Below are 19953 nucleotides of genomic sequence, written 5' to 3'. Positions count from 1 at the left end.
GGCACGGGAGAGAGGGGCACCCACCGGCTCAGCCCGGCCGGTGCCCCTCGCCCTGGTGGTGCGTCAGGCCTGCTCGGCCTCGGCGGCCGGAGCCTCGACAGCCTCGGCGGCGGCCTCGGCCGGAGCCTCGGTGGCGGCCTCGGCGGCGGGAACCTCGGCAGCGGGGGCCTCGGCGGCCTTCTCGCCTTCGAGGATCTCCTTCTCCCAGGCGGCCAGCGGCTGGTCGGCGCCCGGCTCGGCCTTGGCGTCGCCCTTGGCGACACCGGCGCGGGACTTCAGGCCCTCGGCGACGGCGTCGGCGATCACGCGGGTCAGCAGGGTGACGGAGCGGATGGCGTCGTCGTTGCCCGGGATCTTGTAGTCGACCTCGTCCGGGTCGCAGTTGGTGTCGAGGATCGCGACGACCGGGATGTTGAGCTTCCGGGCCTCACCGACCGCGATGTGCTCCTTCTTGGTGTCCACGATCCAGACGGCGCTGGGCACGCGCTGCATGTCGCGGATACCGCCGAGGGTCTTCTCCAGCTTGTCGTACTCGCGCTGGAGGACCAGGAGCTCCTTCTTGGTGAGGCCGGAGCCGGCCACGTCCGTGAAGTCGATCTCGCCGAGCTCCTTGAGGCGCTGCAGGCGCTTGTAGACGGTCGAGAAGTTGGTCAGCATGCCACCCAGCCAGCGCTGGTTGACGTACGGCATGCCCACGCGGGTCGCCTGCTCGGCGATGGCCTCCTGGGCCTGCTTCTTGGTGCCGACGAAGAGGACGCTGCCGCCGTGGGCAACGGTCTCCTTGACGAACTCGAAGGCGCGGTCGATGTAGTTCAGCGACTGCAGGAGGTCGATGATGTAGATGCCGTTGCGCTCCGTGAAGATGAAGCGCTTCATCTTCGGGTTCCAACGACGGGTCTGGTGACCGAAGTGGACGCCGCTCTCCAGCAGCTCCCGCATCGTGACGACGGCCATGTGCCGTACTCCTCGTGTGTTGCCCGGCGCGCCGTGAGGCAGTTGCATCCTGTGGGGTGCCGGGGTACTCGGTTTTGTCCGTGCCGGTCGGGCGACCGTCACGCCTGACGCCCCGACGTGCCAAGCCGCTCGGCCTGTACGAGGCTTGCGGCCTCGGCAGGCTCGGCGGACCGAGCGGCACTCGCACCGTGACGACCGCTCCCCCGAGGGGGCGGACCGCCGGTGGCGGGGCGTGCGAAGTCGACCCGGCAGACCGGGTCGCGTGTGAAGTGTACGGGAAGCCCCGAGCGACGGGCGACTCCCCGCGTCCCCGATGGCCTGTTCGGCACCGTCCCGGACGGCCTACCGCCGACCGTTCACCCCTGCGGGGGACGGCGGTTGTCCACAGCCCCCGGTCTGTCCACAGCCCGTGGAACCGACACGCGCGACGGCCGCCGCCGGCCCCACCCTGGCGGACGGCACCGGTGAACGCTTCCCGCCGGGGCCACCGGCTCCGCGGGGCGTCCGGGGGTGCGGGATCGGCCGGTTCCGGTCGGCCGGCTCCGGTCGGCCGGTTCGGGAGGCGGCCGGTTCGGGAGACTGCCGGTTCGGGAGGCGGTAGGGAGGTGCGCGGAGTGGGGCGGGTACGTCGGGGGCATCGGGTACGTCGGGGGTGGGCGGGGTGGTGCGGCGCGGCGCGGTGCCGTGCGGTGCGGCGCGCGGGGACCTGGGCCCGGCAGCGGGTGGCGCGTGCGCCGCTGCGGGCGGCGGTACTGCTGTCGGTGCTGGTGCCGGCGGCACTCGGCGGGGCCGTGCCGGCGGCGGGGGCGGCTGCGCTCCTGCGGCCGGTCGCGGCGCGCTCTCCCGCGACGGCGGCGGGGTTCCCGGCCGGACGGCCGCGCGCGGTCGGGCCCGGGCCGGGACGGGTGTGGCCGGTGGGCGACCGGTCGGGGCTGCTGCGACGCTTCGACCCGCCCCCGACCCGCTGGACCGCCGGGCACCGGGGGGTGGACCTGGTGGCCGCACCGGGCACGGTGGTGCGGGCGGCGGCGCCCGGAGTGGTGACCTTCGCCGGGCAGGTGGGCGGGCGCCCGGTGGTCGTGGTGACCCACCCCGGGGCGGGCGCTCCCCCGCTGCGGACCACCTACCTGCCGGTGGCGGCCTCCGTACCGGTCGGCACCGCCGTCGCGGCGGGCGACCCGGTCGGGGTGGTGACCGGCGACGCGGGCCACTGCCCGGTCGACTGCCTGCACTGGGGCCTGGTCCGCGGTGACCGCTACCTCGACCCGCTCGCCCTGCTCGGCTCCGGCCGGGCCCGGCTGCTACCGCTCTCCCCGCCCTGATCCGGTGTCAGCGCGCTTTCGCGCCGTCCGTCCCGTCGCCGCCGCCTGCTCCGTCCGTGCTGTCCACGCTGTCCACGGGGTTGTCCACCGGACGGTCCACCGGGCGCAGGCCGTCGAGGGCGAAGCGCACCGCGGTGTCGGCGATCTCCTCGACCGCACCGGCCCCGGGTGCGCCGTCCTCGCCGCGGATCCGCTCGACCTGGCGGACCGCCGCCTCCACCACGCCCTGGAGCAGTGAGGCCGCGACGCCGGGCCGGGCGTGGCCGAGGTCCTCCAGGGTGCGGACCACCATGGCGGTCAGCCCGGCGTGGGCCGCCCTGATCCTGGCCCGGGCGGCGTCGTCGAGTTCGTACTCGGCGACGGCCACCACGGCGCGGTGCACCGGGTCGGTGGCCAGCGAGACCTGGCCGCGGACGTATGCCTCGATCCGCTCGACCGCGCCGTCCCGGACCGCCATGCCCGCCTCGATCTCGGCGGCCCAGAGCGGGAGGTCGACCGTGCAGAGCGCTTCCACCAGTTCGGACTTGGAACGGAAGTATTCGTACACCGAGGACCTGGCGAGGCCGGTGCGCGCCGCGAGCGCGCCGAAACTCAGCGCCTCCCGGCCGCCCTCCGCCAACAGGACGCGTGCGGCGTCCAGCAGCGCTGTCTGCTGCAACTGTCGATGCTCGGCCACGGTGGCCGCCCGGATTTTCGGCACGGCCCAACTCTACGGACGCCGACGACCGGTGGGCACGAGATCGGCCTCCTACCGGCCACCGCGCCCCCGCCGCGCCCGGTCCGCCGGCCGGGCGCGGGGCCGACGGACGGACGGGGAGCTACCGGGCGTCGGACATCTTCGCCCGCAGTTGCAGCACCGACTTGGTGTGGATCTGGCTGACCCTGCTCTCCGTCACCCCGAGCACCTGGCCGATCTCCGCCAGGGTCAGGCCCTCGTAGTAGTAGAGCGTCACCACGGTCTTCTCCCGCTCGGGCAGGGTGTTGACCGCCGAGGCGAGCAGCCGCCGCAGTTCGCGGTCCTCGGCGATCTCGACCGGGTTGTCCGCACCGCTGTCCGGGAGCGTCTCCATCAGGGTCAGCCGGTCACCGCCCTCGCCCGCCGAGTGCAGCAGCTCGTCCAGCGCCACCACGTTGGCCAACGACAACTGGCTGAAGATGGTGTGCAGCTCGTCGAGCGAGATGCCCATCTCCGCCGCCACCTCGGGGTCGTGCGGCGTCCGCCGCAGCCGGGCCTCCAACGTGGCATAGGCCCGCTCGACCGCCTTGGCCTTCTGCCGAACCGACCGGGGAATCCAGTCCAGCGCCCGCAGTTCGTCGATGATCGCACCGCGGATCCGGCTGATCGCGTAGGTCTCGAACTTGATCGCCCGGTCGATGTCGAACTTCTCGATGGCGTCGATCAGCCCGAAGACCCCGGAGGACACGAAGTCCGCCTGCTCCACGTTGGCGGGCAGCCCGACCCCGACCCGGCCCGCCACGTACTTCACCAGCGGCGAGTAGTGCAGGATCAGCTGGTCCCGGAGCCCGTGGTCCCCGGTCTCCTTGTACGAACGCCACAGCGCCTGCAGCGCCGACTGGTCGGCGCCCTTCGCACGCTCCCCCGCCCTGCTCGCACCCTCCGCGCCGACGCCCGCCCCGGGCGCTGACGCCGGCGCGGGCACCGTCGCACCGGCGCGCCCCACCGTGCCCGCGCCCGCGCCACCGCCCGGGGTCCCGTCCGGCGCGCTGCCCGGCCCGCTGCTCGACGCCCCGTCCGGCGCGCCGCTGCGGCCGGTCGGCTTCGCGGGCGCACCCGCACCGGGGCGCGGCACCACCGCCGGCGCGGACTGCTCCGGTGCCGACTGCCCCGACCCGGAGACGGGGCTGGGCCCGGAGACGGGGCTGGGCCCGGGGACGGGGCAGGGCAGCGGCACCGGAAGCGGTGCGCTCTGCTGCACGACCGGGTCCCCGCCCACCTCCGGCCCCGACGAGCCTGACGCCTCCGACCGCTCCGGGGTGCGGGCGGGCGGGGGTCCGCCCGACTGCCTGCGGACCTGGGCGCTCCGGGCGGAAGGATCCTTCGCCTTCGACCGGGCGCCCCGCTTGGACTGACCGCGCACCGGCCGCGCACCGGCGGACGCCGTCGGGGGCTGGGGCACGGCACCGGTCGCTCCCGCCGGTCGGCCGTCGGCGTCCTGCTCGCCGGCGCCGCAACCGCCCGCCGGATCGGCGCCGCTCCGACCGCCCGGTCGGATGCCCGTGCCCGCACCGGCACCTTCCTCGTCGCGCGGCCGGGGCTTCGCCGCCCCGCCGGACGGTGTCGCCTGCGGGCAGGGCAGCACCTGGCCGGGCCGGTCGACCGGGATCGGCCGGGGGGCGGATCCCGACGGGGCGGGTGGACGGGGAAGGGGTGAGGCGGGGGCGGGGCGGGGCGGGGACTGCGGGGGCGCGGCCGGAGAGCCGCCCGGTCGCGTCATTCCCACGACTCCCCCGGATCTGGCCCGCAGTTCCGCGGCGTTGTGGGTCTCGGCCCCCGTCCCGCCCGGGGACCGACCGTCACCGGTCACCCTGTGTCCGGGAATGTGAGTGGGCATGCGTTGGTCTGCGCCGTTCTGCCGAGTCATGTGCTGATAGGGACGCCATGAGCGAGCGTAGCGTGACCGAGTCGCTGCACAGTGCTACCGCCGCTCGGGCGTCGCCCGATCCGGTGGCAGCAAAGGGCAGCGTCGGCGCGTCGCATCCGGGCGCCCGGACCGCCGGTCCGGGCGCCCGGACCGCCCCCGGGAGCTCGTGCCCGGCCGGCCCGCCGACCAGTGCGGACCCGCGAGCACTTCCGGGCGGTTCGACCCGGCCCCTCACCGCAGCGCCCCGGCCGAACCCACGGGCTGCCATCGTCCCTCAACTCGGCTGGCATCACCTCCTGTTGACTGGTTGACCCGCTCGGAACCCATCAGCCTGCCCGACTCTGCCCGAATATGATCACTTGCGACGCACCAACCTCCAGTGCGCTCCGTGGCGTTCGACGAAGCCGAGCGAACTCAGTTCGTGGAGGTGCTGGACCGTCGCGCTCTCGGAGAGCGCCGCGTAGTGGGCGAGTCGCCGGACCGGTGCGCCGTCCGCACTGGCGGGCACCGCCTCCAGGACCCTGGCCACCGGCGGCTCCAGCGCGTCCCTCGGCAGGATCGGGCCGACCCGCTCCGGCGCCAGGTCGGCCCCGATCGAGCCGATCAGCTCGCCCACCTCGGCGCCGCTGGTGACCATGCTGGCCGCGCCGGCCCTGATCAACGCGTGCACGCCCGCCGAGAGTTCGGAGGTGATCGGCCCGGGAATGCCCATGGTGTGCCGGTTGAGGTCCCGCGCCCGCCGCGCGGTGCTGAGCGCGCCGCTGCGGGACGCGGCCTCGACCACCACCGTGCCGCGGGTGAGTGCGGCTATCACCCGGTTCCGCAGCACGAACCTGAACCTGGTCGGGTTCATCCCCAGCGCCAGCTCGCTCACCAGCAGCCCGTCGCGCCCGATCCTCTCCATCAGGGCCTCGTTCCCGCGCGGGTAGCAGATGTCGACTCCACTGGCGAGCACCGCGATCGTCATTCCGTTGACCGCCAGTGCTCCGAGGTGCGCGGCGGTGTCCACCCCGTACGCCGCGCCGGACACCACCACCCAGCCCCGCTCGGCCAATTCGGACCCGAGCTGCCCTGCGACGTGCCGTCCGTACGCGGTGCAGGCCCGCGAGCCGACGACGGCCACCGAGCGCAGGGCGAGCAGGCGCAGCGACGGCAGCCGTTGCGACGGGAGGCCGCGGATCCACAGCCCGATCGGGCGGCTGTCACCGAGGTCGTCGAGCTGGGAGGGCCACTCGCTGTCGCCCGGAATGATGAACTTCCCACCGAGCTTGGCGATCCGTTCCAGGTCGGCGGCCGGGTTGAACTTTCGCAGTCTCTCCTGGTACGCGGCGATCCGGTCGGCTCCGAGCCCCAGATGGCCGGCGGGTGCTCCCTCGTAGAACCCCTGCAGCAGCCGGACCACGCCGAGCCGTTGGACCGCCCGGCCGATCGCGGCGTCGCCCGGTTCGATCAGCCTGGTGAGCGCCGCCCGGGAGATCCGTTCGGGCTCGGGCGGATCCGGTGGGACGGTCGGCGCGGCCCACGCGGTGGGGCGGATGACGCGCTGCTCGCCCGGAGCGGTCCGGGCCGGCCCCGCCGGCCCGTGGCGTGAGCGGTGCACGGCCGGTGGCCCGGCGCCGCGGCCCGGGTGGCGGAGCCGTTCGCCGTCGCACGCCGCGGGGGTGTCGTCCGGCTCGGGAGTGCCGGGCGGGAGCGGTGGGCGCGAGCTGCCGGACAGGTCGGCGTGCGCGCGGGGTACGGGGTGCGTGGTCATCGGCGCTCCTTCTGCTGCCTGTTCCTGCGGTGCGGTCGGTGGCCGCGGTCGGCCACGAGTGGCGGTGGACGGCGGTGGTGGACGGGGGCCGGAGGTACGACGGGGGCGGCCCGTCGGCTTCCTGTCGCCGCGAGAGGTGGGGCGCTCAGAACTCGCTGTCCTGCGCGGGGCCCGGCTCGACGCCGATGTCGTCGTAGGGGTAGGGCGGGTCGTTCCTGCGGTCCGTCGGGCGGGCGGCCCGTTGGACGCCGGTGCGGAGGGTGAGTGCGCTCTGGACGTCGGTCCGGTGCGGGCGGTCCCGGCCCGCGAGGTCGGCCACCGTCCAGGCGACCCGCAGGACGCGGTCGAGGCCGCGTGCGGTGAGCAGCCCCCGGTCGAGGTCACGTTCGGCGTCGGCCAGCGCACCGGGTGCGAGTTGCCAGCGCGTGCGCAGTTCGTGCCCGGGCACTTCGGCGTTGGTCCGCCACGGGGTGTCGACGAGGCGAGCGGCGGCCCGCGCCCGGGCCTCCCGCACGCGTGCGGCGACCGTCGCCGTGCTCTCGGCCTTTCCGCCCTGCTGCATCAGTTCGGCCTTGGTGACTCCGGCGACCTGCACCTGGAGGTCCACCCGGTCCAGCAGCGGCCCGGACAGTCGGGCCTGATAGCGGTTGACCATGACAGGTGTGCATTCGCACCCTTCTCCTCTCAGTGAGTAGCGGCCGCAGGGACAGGGATTGGCCGCCAGGCAGAGCAGGAAGCGGGCGGGCAGCCGCATCGAGCCCGCGGCTCTGGCGATCATCACCTCCCCCGATTCCAGGGGTTGGCGCAGCGCGTCGAGGACCCGGACCGGGAATTCGGGTGCCTCGTCGAGGAACAGCACGCCGCGGTGGGCGAGGGAGACGGCTCCGGGCCTGGGCAGTCCCGTGCCGCCGCCGACGATGGCGGGCATGGTCGTCGAGTGGTGCGGCGCGCAGTAGGGCGGGTTGTCGATCAGGGGCCGGTCGGGCGGGAGCAGGCCGGCCACGGAGTGGATCGCGGTCACTTCGAGGGCTTCGGTGGGTGTGAGCGGCGGGAGCAGGGCCGGCAGCCGTTCGGCCAGCATCGTCTTGCCGGCCCCGGGCGGGCCCTTCAGGTAGATGTGGTGGCCGCCCGCGGCGGCGATCTCCAGGGCTTTGCGGGCCTCGTACTGCCCGGCCACGTCGGCGAGGTCGGGTCGGACGGCCGGCTCGGAGCTGAGGTCGCGGACGCCGAGGCCGGGCAGCAGCAGTCCGGCGAACGAGGAGTCGGGGCGGCCGGTGGACGGGTCCGGTGGTTCGTCGGGGACGGGGGCGTTGGTGAGGATCGCGATGAGCTGGCGCAGGCTGCGCACGCCGAGGACGGAGACGCCGGGCACCAGTCTCGCTTCGGCGGCGGTCTGTTCGGCGACCACCACCTGCCGGTAGCCGGCGTCGGCCGCGGCCAGGACCGAGGGCAGGACCCCGCGCACCGGGCGCACCCGGCCGTCCAGCCCCAGCTCGCCGATGATCAGCAGGCCGTCGATCGACGCGGGGTCGAGCCGTTCCGCGGCCGCCAGGACGGCGCAGGCCACCGCCAGGTCGTAGCCGCTGCCGCTCTTGGGCACGGAGGCCGGGGTGAGGCCCACGGTGAGTTTGCGCAGCGGCCACTTCTCCCCGCTGTTGGAGACCGCGGCGCGCACCCGGTCGCGGGCTTCCAGGAGTGCCTTGTCGGCGAGGCCCACCAGGCTGAAGGCCGCGAGGCCGGGTTCGAGGTCGGCCTGGACCTCGACCACGACGCCGTCCACTCCGACCAGGGCCACCGAGCAGGTGCGGGCGAACGCCATCTCACACCGCCCCGCGCAGGTGCTCGACCGCGGCGGCGCCCTTGCGGGGGTTGACCACGGCGACCAGGTCGATGCGGACTCCGCCTGGGGGTGGCGGAGCCGGACCGCTGCCCGGCGCGTCGGGCTGCGGTTCGCCGCCCCAGGCCCGCTCGGCGGCGAGGACGAGCCGGGAGAAGTGCACCGGCCAGCGTTCGGCGAGCCAGCGCTCGGCGAGGCGGCGCAGCCGGTCCGCCTTGGTCTGGTCGATCGCCTCGGCCGGCTGTTGGAAGCCGTGTTCGGAGCGGGTCTTCACCTCGCAGATCGCGAGGACGTCCCCGTCGAGGGCGACGATGTCGAGCTCGCCCTCGGCGCAGCGCCAGTTGCGTTCCAGGATGCGCAGCCCGCGTTCGGCGAGCCGGCGGGCAGCGACCTCCTCGCCGTAGCGTCCGAGGCCGTTGGTGGTCGTCTTGTTGGGGTTCTGCACGGCAATCACCTCCGGCCGGAAGGTTGCCGTCACGCGCCGGGAGCGGGCCAGTGGAATGGTCCGGGCTGTGGATAACCCGGGCCTGTGGATAACTCAGCTCACCCGTTCGAGCGACAAATCGAAAAAGGCGCTGGACAGCGCCCGACCGGCGCGGTCAATCTCGGTGACCCGGGCACCGCCGCAGCTCACGGGGGCGTACGGGGGCCTGGCAGAAGGGCGCGGTCGGCCGCGCCGTCCTCACCGGGCTTCAGCTGAGCACCGGGCTTCAGCTGAGCACCGGGCTCCGGCCGGGCACCGGACTCCGGCCAGGCGCCGACCGCTCAGCCGCGGTGCGGTCAGTTCCCGAAGGCGGAGTCGTCCGAGGGCAGTTCAAGGTCGCTCTTGGCCAGCTCCTCGATGTTCACGTCCTTGAACGTCAACACACGGACCTTCCGGACGAATCGGGCCGGTCGGTACATGTCCCAGACCCATGCATCAGCCATCGACACTTCGAAGAACACCTCGCCCTGCACCGAGTGCACCTGGAGGTCGTAGTCATTCGTCAGGTAGAAGCGCCGCTCGGTCTCGATCACGTACTTGAACAGGCCGACGACATCCCGGTACTCCCGGTAGAGCTTGAGCTCCATCTCGGTCTCGTACTTCTCGAGGTCTTCGGCACTCATTCCAAGCGTCCCCTCACTCGTCACGTCCACCCCATTGTGGACCACCGAGCCCGTGCTCAGAGCCTTACTGGCGGTTCTGGCGGTCCTTCCGTCAGAACCCGTGCCACCAGTCCGGCCAGTCCGCGCGGGTGGACGGTCTCCCCGGTGGTCCTCAACTCGCCCAGCGTCCACCAGCGGAAGGCCAGCAGCAACGCGTGCTCGTCCGCCCCGCCGCGCGGCAGTGACACCTCGGTCCGCTCGGTGCGGGCCAGCCGGAACCACTGCTCCTGTCGGTACTCCCTGCCCCGGAAGGAGAACTCCGCCGTGCTGTACCCGACCAGCGGTCCCCAGTCCACGTCCGTCAGCCCGGTCTCCTCGGCCAGCTCGCGCCGGGCGGCCGCGTCCGGTCCCTCGCCCGGTTCGATGCCGCCGCCTGGTGTGATCCACCAGGTGGTACCGGGCTCCGCCGGGTCCGTTCCGCGCAGCAGCAGGACGCGGTCGTCCGGGTCCAGCAACAGCACCCGCACGGCCCTGCGGTGTTCCACCACCTGGCTCGGCTCCGTCCTGAGGCGCTGGGCGCACCTCCTCAGCGGGACCGGCACCGGCGCCGGTCCGTCGTCCCCGGCGGGCTCAGGCCTTGCCCCGCCCCCGTACCCGGCGGGTCAGCGAGACCGCCCAGCCCGCCGCGGAGGCGGCCACGATCAGCACCGCCCCGCCGGCCGACGTCCAGACGGCGGGCACCAGCGGGCCGGCCTGGTGGGCCCGGGGGCCGCCCAGTCCGTCGAAGGCCGTGGCGCGCGGTTCGAGCCCGAGCCGGGACAGCGGCCGGATCACCGCCTCCACCCGTGCCCTCACCCCGGAGACGGGCACCGAGCCGAACGCCACGTCGAGGTGGCTGCGCGAGTCCAGGGAGTTCCCCCGGAAGTCGCCGAGCAGGAACAGCCGCCCCTCCGGCACGGTGACCGAGAACGCGGTCCCGCCCGTCCCAAGGGCGGTCAGGTAGGGCTCGGACACCTGGTGCCCGTTGACGGTGATCCGCCCCTCCGCGTCACCGGAGACGGTGTCCCCGCCGACCGCGACCACGCGCTTGACCAGGGTCGCGGGGCCCCAGTCCTGGTCCTGGAAGACCACGATGTCACCGCGGCCGGCCGCTCCGCCGGTCCGGGCCAGGACGGTGTCGCCGGCCTCCAGGGTCGGGCTCATCGAACTGGTCGGGATCCGGTAGGGCCGGTACTGGAGGGCCAGCACCGCGAAGCCCCCGACCAGCATCACGAAGCCGAGCGCGATCGCCACGCCCTGCACGATCGACGCGGTGCTCCGGCGGCGGGCCGGCCCCGCCCCGGTGCGCGGTGTCCGCTCCGCGACGCTACTCATCGGCTCCGCCCTCTCCCGCCTCCCGGCGACTCCGCCCGCACGGCGGAGGCCGGTCCGCGGCTGGCCGTCCCGGTCCGGACAGCACTGCGGGCCGCGGCACGTGCGAGCAGATTACTCGCCAGTACCACGGCCCGCGCAAGAGGCGTTCCCGGCCGGTCGGTGCCCGGTCAGCGGCGGCGTCGGCGCACCCACCACACGGCAGGGACGGCCAGTGCCGCGCCGGCCGTCGTCGGAACGAGCGGTCCGGACGCGAGCCCCTTCTGGTCGAAGGTGTCCGGAACGGGCAGCGTCGCCCAGTCGCCGATCGGCCAGGCCACCACGAACGCGCGGCCGACCACGTTGTCGACCGGCACGGTGCCGCCACCGGGCTGGTCCATGTGGTACCGCGAGTCCAGGGAGTTGCCCCGGTGGTCGCCCATCACCCAGATCCGGCCCTTGGGCACGTTCACCGGCCCGAACGGCTTCTCCCCGCACGGGGTATTGCCGGGGAAGATGTACGGCTCGTCCAGCGCCACGCCGTTCACCTTGACCGGGCCGGAGCCCTGGCACTCCACGGTGTCACCGCCGACCGCGATGACGCGCTTGATCAGGTCCTTCTCGTCGCTGGACGGCATCAGTCCGATGAAGCTGAACACGTCCTGCACGCCGCGCACGAAGGAGTTGTCGCTGCGCTGGGTCGGCTCGTCGTTCAGCCAGCCGCCCGGGTCCTTGAAGACCACGACCTCGCCGCGCTCCGGCTCGGAACCGAACCAGGGGGTGAGCTTGTCGACCAGGACGCGGTCGCCGACCTGGAGCGTGTTCTCCATCGACCCCGAGGGGATCGAGAACGCCTGGACGAAGAAGGTCTTGATCACCAGGGCCAGGATCAGCGCGATGCCGATCAGGATCGGCAGTTCCTTCCAGAAGGAACGCTGCTTGGGCGCCTTCTTGGGCGGTGCGGCCGAACTTCCGTCCGCCTCCGCCCCGGCCTCGGCGTCCCGGAGCGCTTCGCCGTCCCCGGCGTGCGCCCCCTCCTGGTTGCCCACGGGTTCCCCGTCGGGCTCCGGAGCACCTGAGCGGGCACCGATCACCAGATCCCCCACGACTTCTCCTCCCTGCTGTGCGGACGCCTGCGCGTCCGCGCTCACCAGTGCCGCACAGCGGGCACCACACTCTGCAGTCGGTCGGGAACCCGTCTCTGGCTTGCCCTACGGGGGCAGACCCGACACCAGGCCGGAACCGAGCACTTCACACTTCTCTATCACTCCCGGTCGACGCGCCCGTGTTCCCACGCGCCGACCACCCTGTCAGTCGGCCACCGGCCCGTCCCTCCGACGCGTCCCGCGGTACCGGACGAGGAGCGGAAGCACGCCCAACACACCCATAACGAGTGGGGGTTCCGCAGGAACCGGCTCGACGGCCGCCGATCCGGCGGGCCGCCCCGGCAAGGAGGAGAGTGAATCGGGAACGTCCAGTTGACCGAAGTGGGAGAGCGGCCAGGCGACCACGAAGGCGCGCCCCACCACGTTCTCCACCGGGATCGTCCCGGAGCCCGGATTGCCCATGTGGTAGCGGGAGTCGGCGGACAGGTCGCGGTGGTCGCCCATCACCCAGAGCCGACCTCGGGGCACCGTCACCTTGAAGGTGATCCGCGAGGGCGAGTTCCCGGCCGCGATGTACGGCTCGTCCAGCGGCGTGCCGTTCACGCTGACCCGGCCGTGCTCGTCGCAGCACTCCACGGTGTCACCGCCGACACCGATCACCCGCTTGATCAAGTCCCGCTCGTCGTCGGAGGGAAGGAGCCCCACCGCGGAGAACAGCGACTTCACGTTCCGCAGCACGGGCCCGTCCGTGGACGGCTTGTGGTCGTTCTCCAGCCAGCCGCCCGGGTCCTTGAAGACCACCACCTCGCCGCGCTCCGGCTCGGCGCCGAACCACGGGGTGAACTTGTCCACGACGACCCGGTCACCGATCTGCAGGGTCTGTTCCATCGAACCGGAGGGGATCACGAACACCTGGAGCAGGAACGTCTTCATCACCAGCGCGATCACCAGGGCGACCAGCACGATCACCGGAAGCTCGCGCAGGAAGGAGCGCCGACTGCGGCGCGCGACGCGCTTGGCGGTGCGACGGCGCTCGGCGCGTCCCCGGACGGGGCGGGCCTCCGCATCGTCCCCGCCGCTCCAGCCCCCGTCCCCGTCATCGCCACCGGCCCCGCCACCGCTACCGGCGGCACCACCGCCACCGGCGGCACCGGCATCGGCGGCACCGGCATCGGCGCCGTCCCGGTCGCCCGGGTCCTCGGCCCCGCCGGTGGGGGCCAGGTACACGGACGCGGTTAGGGGATCGGGCTCGGCCCCGGGGCCGGACGCGGCGCCGGTGCGGGGGGCGCCGCCCGGGTGGGCGGGGCCGGCCGGGTGGGCGGGGCCGGCCGGGCCGTCGGCGGCGGTCCTGGGTCTACCTCTGCTCCCCATGGCCACCGGTCCCCTCAATCGCGGCGAACGCCGCCGGTCGGTCGAGGGAGGTGGCGCGGCCGAGGGGGAACATCACCCAGTCGGCGCGGCCGATCACCTTGTCCTCGGGCACGGCACCGCCGCCGGGCTCACCGAGGTGGTCGCGGGAGTCGCGGGAGGCACTGCGGTGATCGCCCATCACCCACAACTTGCCGTCGGGAACCACGATGTCGAACGGTGCCGCCGAGGGCGCGTCACCGGGGAACAGGTACGCGCCCTCGTCCAGCGCCACCCCGTTGACCTGCAGCCGGCCGTCCGTCCCGCAGCAGGTGATCCGGTCCCCGCCGACCCCGATGACCCGCTTCACGTAGACCGTGTCGCCCGCCGGGGCGAGGCCCGCCCCGACCAACAGCCGCTTCAACCCGGACGGTTCGTCCTGGTAGGGCAGGAAGGAGCCGATGCCGTCGAAGACCACCACGTCGCCCCGCTGGGGGTGCCCGCCGAAGGCGTACGCGAGCTGGTTGACCAGCACCCGGTCGCCCGGTTCCAGCGTCCCCTCCATCGAGCCGGACGGCACCGCGAACGGCCGCGCCACGAAGGCGTTCACCAGCAGCAGCACGACCACGCACACCGCGCCGATCCACAGCAGGTCCCGCGACCACCGCCGCCCGGTGCCGACCTCGTCGCCGCCGACACCGCCGGCACCGCCAGCACCGCCACCGTCGCCGGAGCCGTCACCACCGTCCGTCCCGCTGTCGGGGCCGGAGGAGGTTCCGGGGGCGGAAACGACGGCGGACCGCGCCGGCGAGTCCGCACCCGTGGGTGCGGGACTGCCGTCGCGGTCCGTCGGTGGCTCGTGCGTGCTCATCGGGGGTGAGCTTATCCCCCCGGTCTACACCGGTAGGAGGGCCGACCCCCGTTGAGCCTGCGCGATCACGCGTCGCGCTTCTCCTTGATCTTCGCGGCCTTGCCGCGGAGGTCACGCAGGTAGTACAGCTTGGCGCGGCGGACCGCACCGCGGGTCACGACCTCGATCTTCTCGACGACCGGGGTGTGCACCGGGAAGGTGCGCTCGACGCCGACGTTGAAGCTGACCTTGCGGACGGTGAAGGTCTCACCGATGCCCGCACCGTGGCGGCGGATGACGACGCCCTGGAAGACCTGGACGCGCGAGCGGTTGCCTTCGATGACTCGGACGTGCACCTTGAGGGTGTCGCCGGGGCGGAAGGCGGGGATGTCGGTGCGCAGCGAGGCCGCGTCGACAGCAGCGAGCTTGTTGCTCATCGTTGCTCTCCATCGCAGGCGCCACGGGCCGCCCACGGAAGTTCGATTCAACCGGGTGGTGTTGCGGGCCGCTTCGGCTGGCGGTGATCCCCCCGTGGCGGGGGCACCGGTCCACTGACTCCCCGCAGGGGGAGCCGGGCGGCAGACAACAGTCGCCTATTCTTCCACAGGGTCGGCCACGGACCGAAATCGGCCGTCGGCCTCGTCCCAGGCCAGGCCGAGCACGCTCAGCGCCTCGCGCTCCTTCTTGCTGAACGCCTCGCGCTGCCAGCGGGCCACCAGGTCGGGCCGGTTGGCGAGGGTGCGGGCGAACGCCTGCTCGCGCCGCCACTGGGCGATCTTGCCGTGGTGGCCGCTGAGCAGGATCTCCGGCACCTCCCGGCCGCGCCACTCGGCGGGCTTGGTGTACACCGGGCCCTCCAGCAGGTCGGCCATGGCACCGGGGGCGAAGGAGTCGTCGCGGTGTGACTCGGCGTTGCCCAGCACGCCGGGCAGCAGTCGGGCGACGGCCTCGACCATCACCAGCACGGCGACCTCGCCACCGGCCAGCACGTAGTCGCCGATCGACACCTCGACCACCGGCATCCGGGTCGCGGCCTCCTCGATGACCCGCCGGTCGATGCCCTCGTAGCGGGCGGGGGCGAAGGCCAGCCAGGGGCGGGCGGCGAGGTCCTGGGCGAGGTCCTGGGTGAAGGGGCGTCCGCTGGGGGTGGGCACCACCAGGGTGGGCACCTCGCCGTCGGGGCCGGCGGCCAGCACGGCGTCCAGCGCGGCGCCCCACGGCTCGGGCTTCATCACCATGCCGGGGCCGCCGCCGTAGGGGGTGTCGTCCACGGTCCGGTGGATGTCGGTGGTCCACGACCGCAGGTCGTGCAGGTGCACGTCCAGCTGCCCGCGGGCCCGCGCCTTGCCGACCAGTGAGACGTTCAGCGGCTCCAGGTACTCGGGGAAGATCGTGACGACGTCGATCCGCATCTCGCTCACGCGACGCCCCCGTTCTGGTCCGAACCGCTGCCCGGCTCGCCGTCCGGACCGTCGCCCGAACCCGAACCCGCACCCGCGCCCTCACCCTCGTCCACCACGGCCCCGGATCCGGCCTCAGACCCGGATCCGGCCTCAGACCCAGATCCAGAACCGGCACCAGCGGTCGAGCCCGAGCCCGGGCCGGCCTCGGAGTCGATCAGGCCGGGCGGCGGGGTGATGACGACGCGCTGCTCGTCCAGGTCGATGGTGGGGACGATCTGCTCGACGAACGGGACCAGCACCTCGGTGCCGTCGGGGCGCTGGACGGTGAGCAGGTCCTGGTACGGGAGGTGGAGCACCTCGGTGAGTTCGCCGACCGGGGTGCCGTCGGCCAGCACCACGTCCAGGCCGATGAGTTGGTGGTCGTAGTACTCGTCCGGGTCCTCGGGGGTCTCCTCCGGGTCGACCTCGGCGATCAGCATGGTGCCGCGCAGGGCCTCGGCGGCGGTGCGGTCCTTGACGCCGGCGAAGCGCAGCAGCAGGCGCCCGCTGTGCACCCGGCCGGTCTCGACGGTCAGCGGTCCGGTGGCGGCGGGGTCGGTGAGGAGGACCGCGCCGGGCCCGAGCCGCAGTTCCGGCTCGTCGGTGCGGACTTCCACGCTGACGTCCCCCCGGATTCCGTGGGCGCGGCCGATCCTGCCGACGACGAGCTGCACGGTGATCGTTCTCCTGAGAGGTGGTGGCACGGGGAAGGAACGGGGAGCCCGAGGCGGGCGCCCCGGGAAGCGGAGGGGCCGGGAACGGGAAAGGACCGGGAACGGGAAAGGACCGGCCGGGACGATGCGTCCCGGCCGGTCCTGAAACCCGGTGGCCGACCTGGTGGTCGGCGCCCTCGGCGGTCGAGCCGAGGTCAGCGGAGGCTGTCCACGTCGACCAGGTCGACCCGGACGTTGCGACCGCCCAGGGCGCCGACGACGGTGCGCAGTGCGCGCGCCGTGCGGCCGCCCCGGCCGATCACCTTGCCGAGGTCGTCGGGGTGCACTCGCACCTCGATGGTGTGGCCGCGGCGCAGGTTGCGCGAGCGGACCTGCACCTCGTCGGGGTGCTCGACGATGCCCTTCACCAGGTGGTCGAGGGCTTCCTCGATCATGCTCAGGCCTCGGTGGAAGCGGCCTCGGCCTCGTCAGCCTTGTCCGACTTCTTGGCCTTCGGGGTGATGGCGACACCGGTGGTGGCGTCCTCGAAGCCGGCGACGGCCTTGGCGAACAGGTGCGAGAAGTCCTCGACCTTGGGCTCGGCCACCTTCAGCGGCTCCGGAGCCGGCAGGCCCTTGAACTTCTGCCAGTCGCCGGTCAGCTTGAGGATGGCGAGCACCGGCTCGGTCGGCTGGGCGCCGACGGACAGCCAGTACTGGGCGCGCTCGCCGTCGACCTCGATCTTCGAGGGGTTGTAGGTCGGCTGGTAGATGCCGATCTCCTCGATGGCGCGGCCGTCACGCTTGGTGCGCGAGTCGGCGACGACGATGCGGTAGTGCGGGGAGCGGATCTTGCCCAGACGCTTCAGCTTGATCTTGACAGCCACGGGTGTGGATTCTCCTGGTTTTGACGTGGGTGAGCAGCGCTCCGCCGCGTGGGGCTGCGGCGCGAGGTGCCGTTCAGGGGACACGCCAGCCTTTAGGAGAGAGGGTCCTGCTCGGCTGCCGAGTACTCAGCCATCCATTCTGCCACAACGCCGAGGCCCCCCGGACCGCGCCCCCGCGCGGTACGGCAGGACCTCCTGGCGTCGTCGGGCCCCCGGCCCCGGCGACAGCGGCACTCCTGACGGGCCGCGGGCACCCCGCCCGCGGTCCGTTCCCGGCACCCGCTCCGAGCACCTGCGCCGAGCCCCGCGTCAAGCACCCGTTCCGGCCAAACGGCGTCCGCCGGCGGGCACCGTTCGGTCCGGCGTCGTACGGGGAGCTGCGGGGGGCGCTGGGGATCGCGGAGGGATCAGGCGATCTTGAACGGCTGCTGGCAGGCGCCGCAGACGATCGCGGCCTGGGCCAGCACGGACGGGACGACGCGGACGTTGCGACCGCAGCCGCACACCGCCTTGACCCGGACGCCGCCGCCGGAGGAACCGTGCCGCGCGGCCGGGCCGCGGAAGGCGCGGTGGTTGCCCTCGCCGGCCACGGCCAGCTGGTGCGCCCCGAGCGCGCGGTCGAGGCGCTCGATGGTCCCGGCGTAGCGGTCCCTGGTCTCGTGCCCCATCGTCACCTGGGAGAAGCCGCTGCTGGCGTGCGGCTCGACCGGGTGGGCCAGGCCCAGCTCGGAGGCGAGCAGCAGGAAGCGGCGGTTGTGGTAGCGGCCGGCCCGCGAGGTGTCGCGGATCTCCCGGGCGGCGGCCAGGCCGTGGGCGGCCTCGTGCAGCAGTCGCTCGAAGTTGAGCTGGGTGCCGCAGGCGGACGAGGACTCGCCGATCAGCGCCTCGGGCGACGCCAGGTCGGGCAGGTCGCGGTGGTGGGCCTGGATGTCACTCCAGGCGGCGGCCAGTTCGGCCGCGAGGACGAGGGGCTGTGTCGTGCTCACGCTGTACCAACGATGGGGAGAGAGCCGATGTTCCGGCGGGCACCCGTGTTCGGGAATTCCCAGCGGACTCTCAGGAATGCACTTTCGCGCGCGAATTGCGCGACTCCGGACTGACGCAAGACCAACCCCCTGCACGTGTGGACCCGGCGGGCTTCGCCGGGTTCTCGACACCCGCCGCAGAGCCCAACATCCCCACGACGGACGGCCCGCGTCCTGTCCGAAAATTGACAGGGCCACGGGCCGTACACCGTACCGCTTGTGGGGTACCTCGGGGAGTTGACTGGTCAGTAGTCTCAACTGCCAGCGCGCGGACCGGGGTTCCGGGATTCCCCGGCCCCGGCCCGCGGTGCGGATCAGTAGGCGCGGGCGACCAGGGCGAGGTTGCCGGGCTGGTCGTCGGCGGCCGGCACCGAGCCGTCCTCGGCGATCAGGCAGCGCACCGAGACGCCCTGCTCGGCCAGCTTGGCCTCGCCCTCGGGGCCGAGGTCGGCCCAGGAGATCCGGCCCCAGCCGGTGCCGGCGGCCTCGGCGGCCTCCTCGATGGTCTTGACGTCCACGGTGCGGGCCTCGCGGCGCTCGCGGGACTCGCGCAGCAGCTGCGCCTGGTCCTCCTCCAGGATGCCGGGGACGATCGCGGCCAGGGAGTCGACCGAGACCGGCTCCTTGCCGCCGGCGATCCGGCGGACCAGCATCGCGGTGCCGGCCTCCAGGTCGCGCGGGCCGACCTCGATGCGCAGCGGGACGCCCTTGAGCTCCCAGTCCACGGCGCGGCGGCCGAACGGGGTGTCGGTGCGGTCGTCGACGACCACCCGGACGCCCGCGGCCTCCAGCTGGGCGCCGATCTCGCGGACCTTCGCCAGCACCGCGTCCTCGCCCTTGATGGCGAGCACCACGGCCTGCACGGCGGCCAGCCGCGGCGGCACCCGCAGGCCGTTGTCGTCGCCGTGGGACATGATCAGGCCGCCGACCATGCGGGTGGAGACGCCCCAGGAGGTCTGCCAGACGTGCTCGCGCTCGGCGCCCTGCAGCTGGTAGGTGGTGTTGAACGCCTTGGCGAAGTTCTGGCCCAGCTCGTGGCTGGTGCCCATCTGCAGCGCCTTGCCGTCGCCCATCATGCCTTCGAGGGTGAGGGTGTTGATGGCGCCGGCGAAACGCTCCTTGGCGGTCTTCCGGCCGAGCACCACGTCGATGCCCAGCACGTTGGTCATGAAGTCGCCGTAGACGTCGGTGTGGATCCGCGAGGCGTACGCGCGGGCGTCCTCGTAGGTGGCGTGGGCGGTGTGGCCCTCCTGCCAGAGGAACTCGGTGGTGCGCAGGAAGACCCGCGGGCGCAGCTCCCAGCGGACCACGTTGGCCCACTGGTTGATCAGCAGCGGCAGGTCGCGGTGGCTCTGCACCCACTTGGAGAAGTACTCGTTGATGATGGTCTCGGAGGTGGGCCGGACGACGACCGGCTCCTCCAGCTCCTTGCCGCCGCCGTGGGTGACCACCGCGAGCTCGGGGGCGAAGCCCTCGACGTGCTCCGCCTCCTTGGTCAGGTAGGACTGCGGGATGAACATCGGGAAGTACGCGTTCTGCGCGCCGGCCCGCTTGATCCGCGCGTCCATCTCCTGCTGCATCCGCTCCCACAGGCCGTAGCCGTACGGTCGGATGACCATGGTGCCGCGCACCGGACCGTTGTCGGCCAGCTCGGCCTTGTTGATGAGGTCCTGGTACCAGCGGGGGAAGTCTTCCGCCTGGGGGGTGAGAACGGGTGCCTTAGCCATGCGCCGAATGGT

At 73.3% G+C, this 19953-nt stretch carries 21 protein-coding genes; 2 read left to right on the top strand and 19 right to left on the bottom strand.

All coding sequences use genetic code 11. The annotated features are described in order from the left end of the window. Window positions 1–63: 63 nt before the first annotated feature. Window positions 64–954, bottom strand: a complete 891-nt coding sequence (gene rpsB, locus ACWEO5_RS14845) for a 30S ribosomal protein S2 (RefSeq protein ID WP_452162771.1) — start codon at window positions 952–954, stop codon at window positions 64–66. A 914-nt stretch (window positions 955–1868) separates the two neighbouring features. Here rpsB and ACWEO5_RS14840 point away from each other — a divergent pair. After that, window positions 1869–2276: a M23 family metallopeptidase gene (locus ACWEO5_RS14840; protein ID WP_452162770.1), complete on the top strand. Its 408-nt coding sequence runs from the start codon at window positions 1869–1871 to the stop codon at window positions 2274–2276. A 7-nt stretch (window positions 2277–2283) separates the two neighbouring features. Here ACWEO5_RS14840 and ACWEO5_RS14835 read toward each other — a convergent pair whose 3' ends face one another. Both ACWEO5_RS14835 and whiG read right to left on the bottom strand, forming a co-directional pair. Further along, on the bottom strand, window positions 2284–2952 hold the full coding sequence (locus ACWEO5_RS14835; RefSeq protein WP_452162785.1) for a TetR/AcrR family transcriptional regulator: 669 nt from the start codon (window positions 2950–2952) through the stop codon (window positions 2284–2286). A gap of 142 nt (window positions 2953–3094) precedes the next feature. Next, window positions 3095–3937, bottom strand: coding sequence for an RNA polymerase sigma factor WhiG (gene whiG / locus ACWEO5_RS14830; RefSeq protein ID WP_452162769.1), 843 nt, complete (start codon window positions 3935–3937; stop codon window positions 3095–3097). A gap of 22 nt (window positions 3938–3959) precedes the next feature. Here whiG and ACWEO5_RS14825 point away from each other — a divergent pair, with 22 nt between their 5' ends. Continuing rightward, complete coding sequence (locus ACWEO5_RS14825) at window positions 3960–4367, top strand: hypothetical protein (RefSeq protein ID WP_452162768.1); 408 nt, start codon at window positions 3960–3962, stop codon at window positions 4365–4367. 867 nt (window positions 4368–5234) lie between these two features. Here ACWEO5_RS14825 and dprA read toward each other — a convergent pair. From dprA to proS, 16 genes are all read right to left on the bottom strand, one after another. After that, on the bottom strand, window positions 5235–6632 hold the full coding sequence (gene dprA / locus ACWEO5_RS14820) for a DNA-processing protein DprA (RefSeq protein ID WP_452162767.1): 1398 nt from the start codon (window positions 6630–6632) through the stop codon (window positions 5235–5237). 145 nt (window positions 6633–6777) lie between these two features. Beyond that, a complete protein-coding gene (locus ACWEO5_RS14815; protein ID WP_452162766.1) occupies window positions 6778–8451 on the bottom strand; it encodes a YifB family Mg chelatase-like AAA ATPase in 1674 nt (557 codons plus the stop codon). A 1-nt stretch (window position 8452) separates the two neighbouring features. Beyond that, window positions 8453–8923: a YraN family protein gene (locus ACWEO5_RS14810; RefSeq protein ID WP_452162765.1), complete on the bottom strand. Its 471-nt coding sequence runs from the start codon at window positions 8921–8923 to the stop codon at window positions 8453–8455. A 326-nt stretch (window positions 8924–9249) separates the two neighbouring features. After that, a complete protein-coding gene (locus tag ACWEO5_RS14805; RefSeq protein WP_030458804.1) occupies window positions 9250–9576 on the bottom strand; it encodes a DUF2469 domain-containing protein in 327 nt (108 codons plus the stop codon). Window positions 9577–9632: 56 nt separating this feature from the next. Beyond that, a complete protein-coding gene (locus ACWEO5_RS14800) occupies window positions 9633–10100 on the bottom strand; it encodes an NUDIX hydrolase (RefSeq protein WP_452162764.1) in 468 nt (155 codons plus the stop codon). A gap of 85 nt (window positions 10101–10185) precedes the next feature. Beyond that, entirely contained in the window at window positions 10186–10929 is a 744-nt protein-coding gene (gene lepB, locus ACWEO5_RS14795) for a signal peptidase I (protein ID WP_452162763.1), read from the bottom strand. A gap of 167 nt (window positions 10930–11096) precedes the next feature. Further along, on the bottom strand, window positions 11097–12011 hold the full coding sequence (gene lepB, locus ACWEO5_RS14790; protein ID WP_344554547.1) for a signal peptidase I: 915 nt from the start codon (window positions 12009–12011) through the stop codon (window positions 11097–11099). Window positions 12012–12215: 204 nt separating this feature from the next. Continuing rightward, window positions 12216–13238, bottom strand: a complete 1023-nt coding sequence (gene lepB / locus ACWEO5_RS14785; protein WP_452162762.1) for a signal peptidase I — start codon at window positions 13236–13238, stop codon at window positions 12216–12218. A gap of 127 nt (window positions 13239–13365) precedes the next feature. After that, entirely contained in the window at window positions 13366–14229 is an 864-nt protein-coding gene (gene lepB, locus ACWEO5_RS14780) for a signal peptidase I (RefSeq protein ID WP_452162761.1), read from the bottom strand. A gap of 65 nt (window positions 14230–14294) precedes the next feature. Continuing rightward, on the bottom strand, window positions 14295–14645 hold the full coding sequence (gene rplS / locus ACWEO5_RS14775) for a 50S ribosomal protein L19 (RefSeq protein ID WP_030458810.1): 351 nt from the start codon (window positions 14643–14645) through the stop codon (window positions 14295–14297). A 156-nt stretch (window positions 14646–14801) separates the two neighbouring features. Beyond that, a complete protein-coding gene (gene trmD, locus ACWEO5_RS14770; protein WP_452162784.1) occupies window positions 14802–15620 on the bottom strand; it encodes a tRNA (guanosine(37)-N1)-methyltransferase TrmD in 819 nt (272 codons plus the stop codon). A 5-nt stretch (window positions 15621–15625) separates the two neighbouring features. After that, on the bottom strand, window positions 15626–16324 hold the full coding sequence (gene rimM / locus ACWEO5_RS14765) for a ribosome maturation factor RimM (RefSeq protein ID WP_452162760.1): 699 nt from the start codon (window positions 16322–16324) through the stop codon (window positions 15626–15628). Window positions 16325–16518: 194 nt separating this feature from the next. Further along, window positions 16519–16758, bottom strand: coding sequence for an RNA-binding protein (locus ACWEO5_RS14760; RefSeq protein WP_014138265.1), 240 nt, complete (start codon window positions 16756–16758; stop codon window positions 16519–16521). A gap of 2 nt (window positions 16759–16760) precedes the next feature. Then, the gene (rpsP, locus tag ACWEO5_RS14755) at window positions 16761–17189 is read right to left on the bottom strand and encodes a 30S ribosomal protein S16 (RefSeq protein WP_014138264.1); all 429 of its coding nucleotides are present in this window, start codon (window positions 17187–17189) and stop codon (window positions 16761–16763) included. Between the two features lie 407 nt (window positions 17190–17596). Further along, the gene (locus ACWEO5_RS14750; RefSeq protein ID WP_033252683.1) at window positions 17597–18175 is read right to left on the bottom strand and encodes a hypothetical protein; all 579 of its coding nucleotides are present in this window, start codon (window positions 18173–18175) and stop codon (window positions 17597–17599) included. Between the two features lie 353 nt (window positions 18176–18528). Continuing rightward, window positions 18529–19941, bottom strand: coding sequence for a proline--tRNA ligase (gene proS / locus ACWEO5_RS14745; RefSeq protein ID WP_344554551.1), 1413 nt, complete (start codon window positions 19939–19941; stop codon window positions 18529–18531). Window positions 19942–19953 lie beyond the last annotated feature (12 nt).

The sequence above is a fragment of the Kitasatospora sp. NPDC004272 genome, assembly GCF_053603035.1.
This window is presented reverse-complemented; position numbering and strand designations above follow the sequence as displayed.

What these genes read in the sequence shown, in the direction of transcription:
- ACWEO5_RS14805 (WP_030458804.1), bottom strand. Translation starts at nt 9,576, where the DNA reads ATGAGTGCCGAAGACCTCGAGAAGTACGAGACCGAGATGGAGCTCAAG.
- rplS (WP_030458810.1), bottom strand. Translation starts at nt 14,645, where the DNA reads ATGAGCAACAAGCTCGCTGCTGTCGACGCGGCCTCGCTGCGCACCGAC.
- proS (WP_344554551.1), bottom strand. Translation starts at nt 19,941, where the DNA reads ATGGCTAAGGCACCCGTTCTCACCCCCCAGGCGGAAGACTTCCCCCGC.
- rpsB (WP_452162771.1), bottom strand. Translation starts at nt 954, where the DNA reads ATGGCCGTCGTCACGATGCGGGAGCTGCTGGAGAGCGGCGTCCACTTC.
- ACWEO5_RS14815 (WP_452162766.1), bottom strand. Translation starts at nt 8,451, where the DNA reads ATGGCGTTCGCCCGCACCTGCTCGGTGGCCCTGGTCGGAGTGGACGGC.
- lepB (WP_452162763.1), bottom strand. Translation starts at nt 10,929, where the DNA reads ATGAGTAGCGTCGCGGAGCGGACACCGCGCACCGGGGCGGGGCCGGCC.
- ACWEO5_RS14760 (WP_014138265.1), bottom strand. Translation starts at nt 16,758, where the DNA reads ATGATCGAGGAAGCCCTCGACCACCTGGTGAAGGGCATCGTCGAGCAC.
- lepB (WP_452162761.1), bottom strand. Translation starts at nt 14,229, where the DNA reads ATGAGCACGCACGAGCCACCGACGGACCGCGACGGCAGTCCCGCACCC.
- dprA (WP_452162767.1), bottom strand. Translation starts at nt 6,632, where the DNA reads ATGACCACGCACCCCGTACCCCGCGCGCACGCCGACCTGTCCGGCAGC.
- trmD (WP_452162784.1), bottom strand. Translation starts at nt 15,620, where the DNA reads ATGCGGATCGACGTCGTCACGATCTTCCCCGAGTACCTGGAGCCGCTG.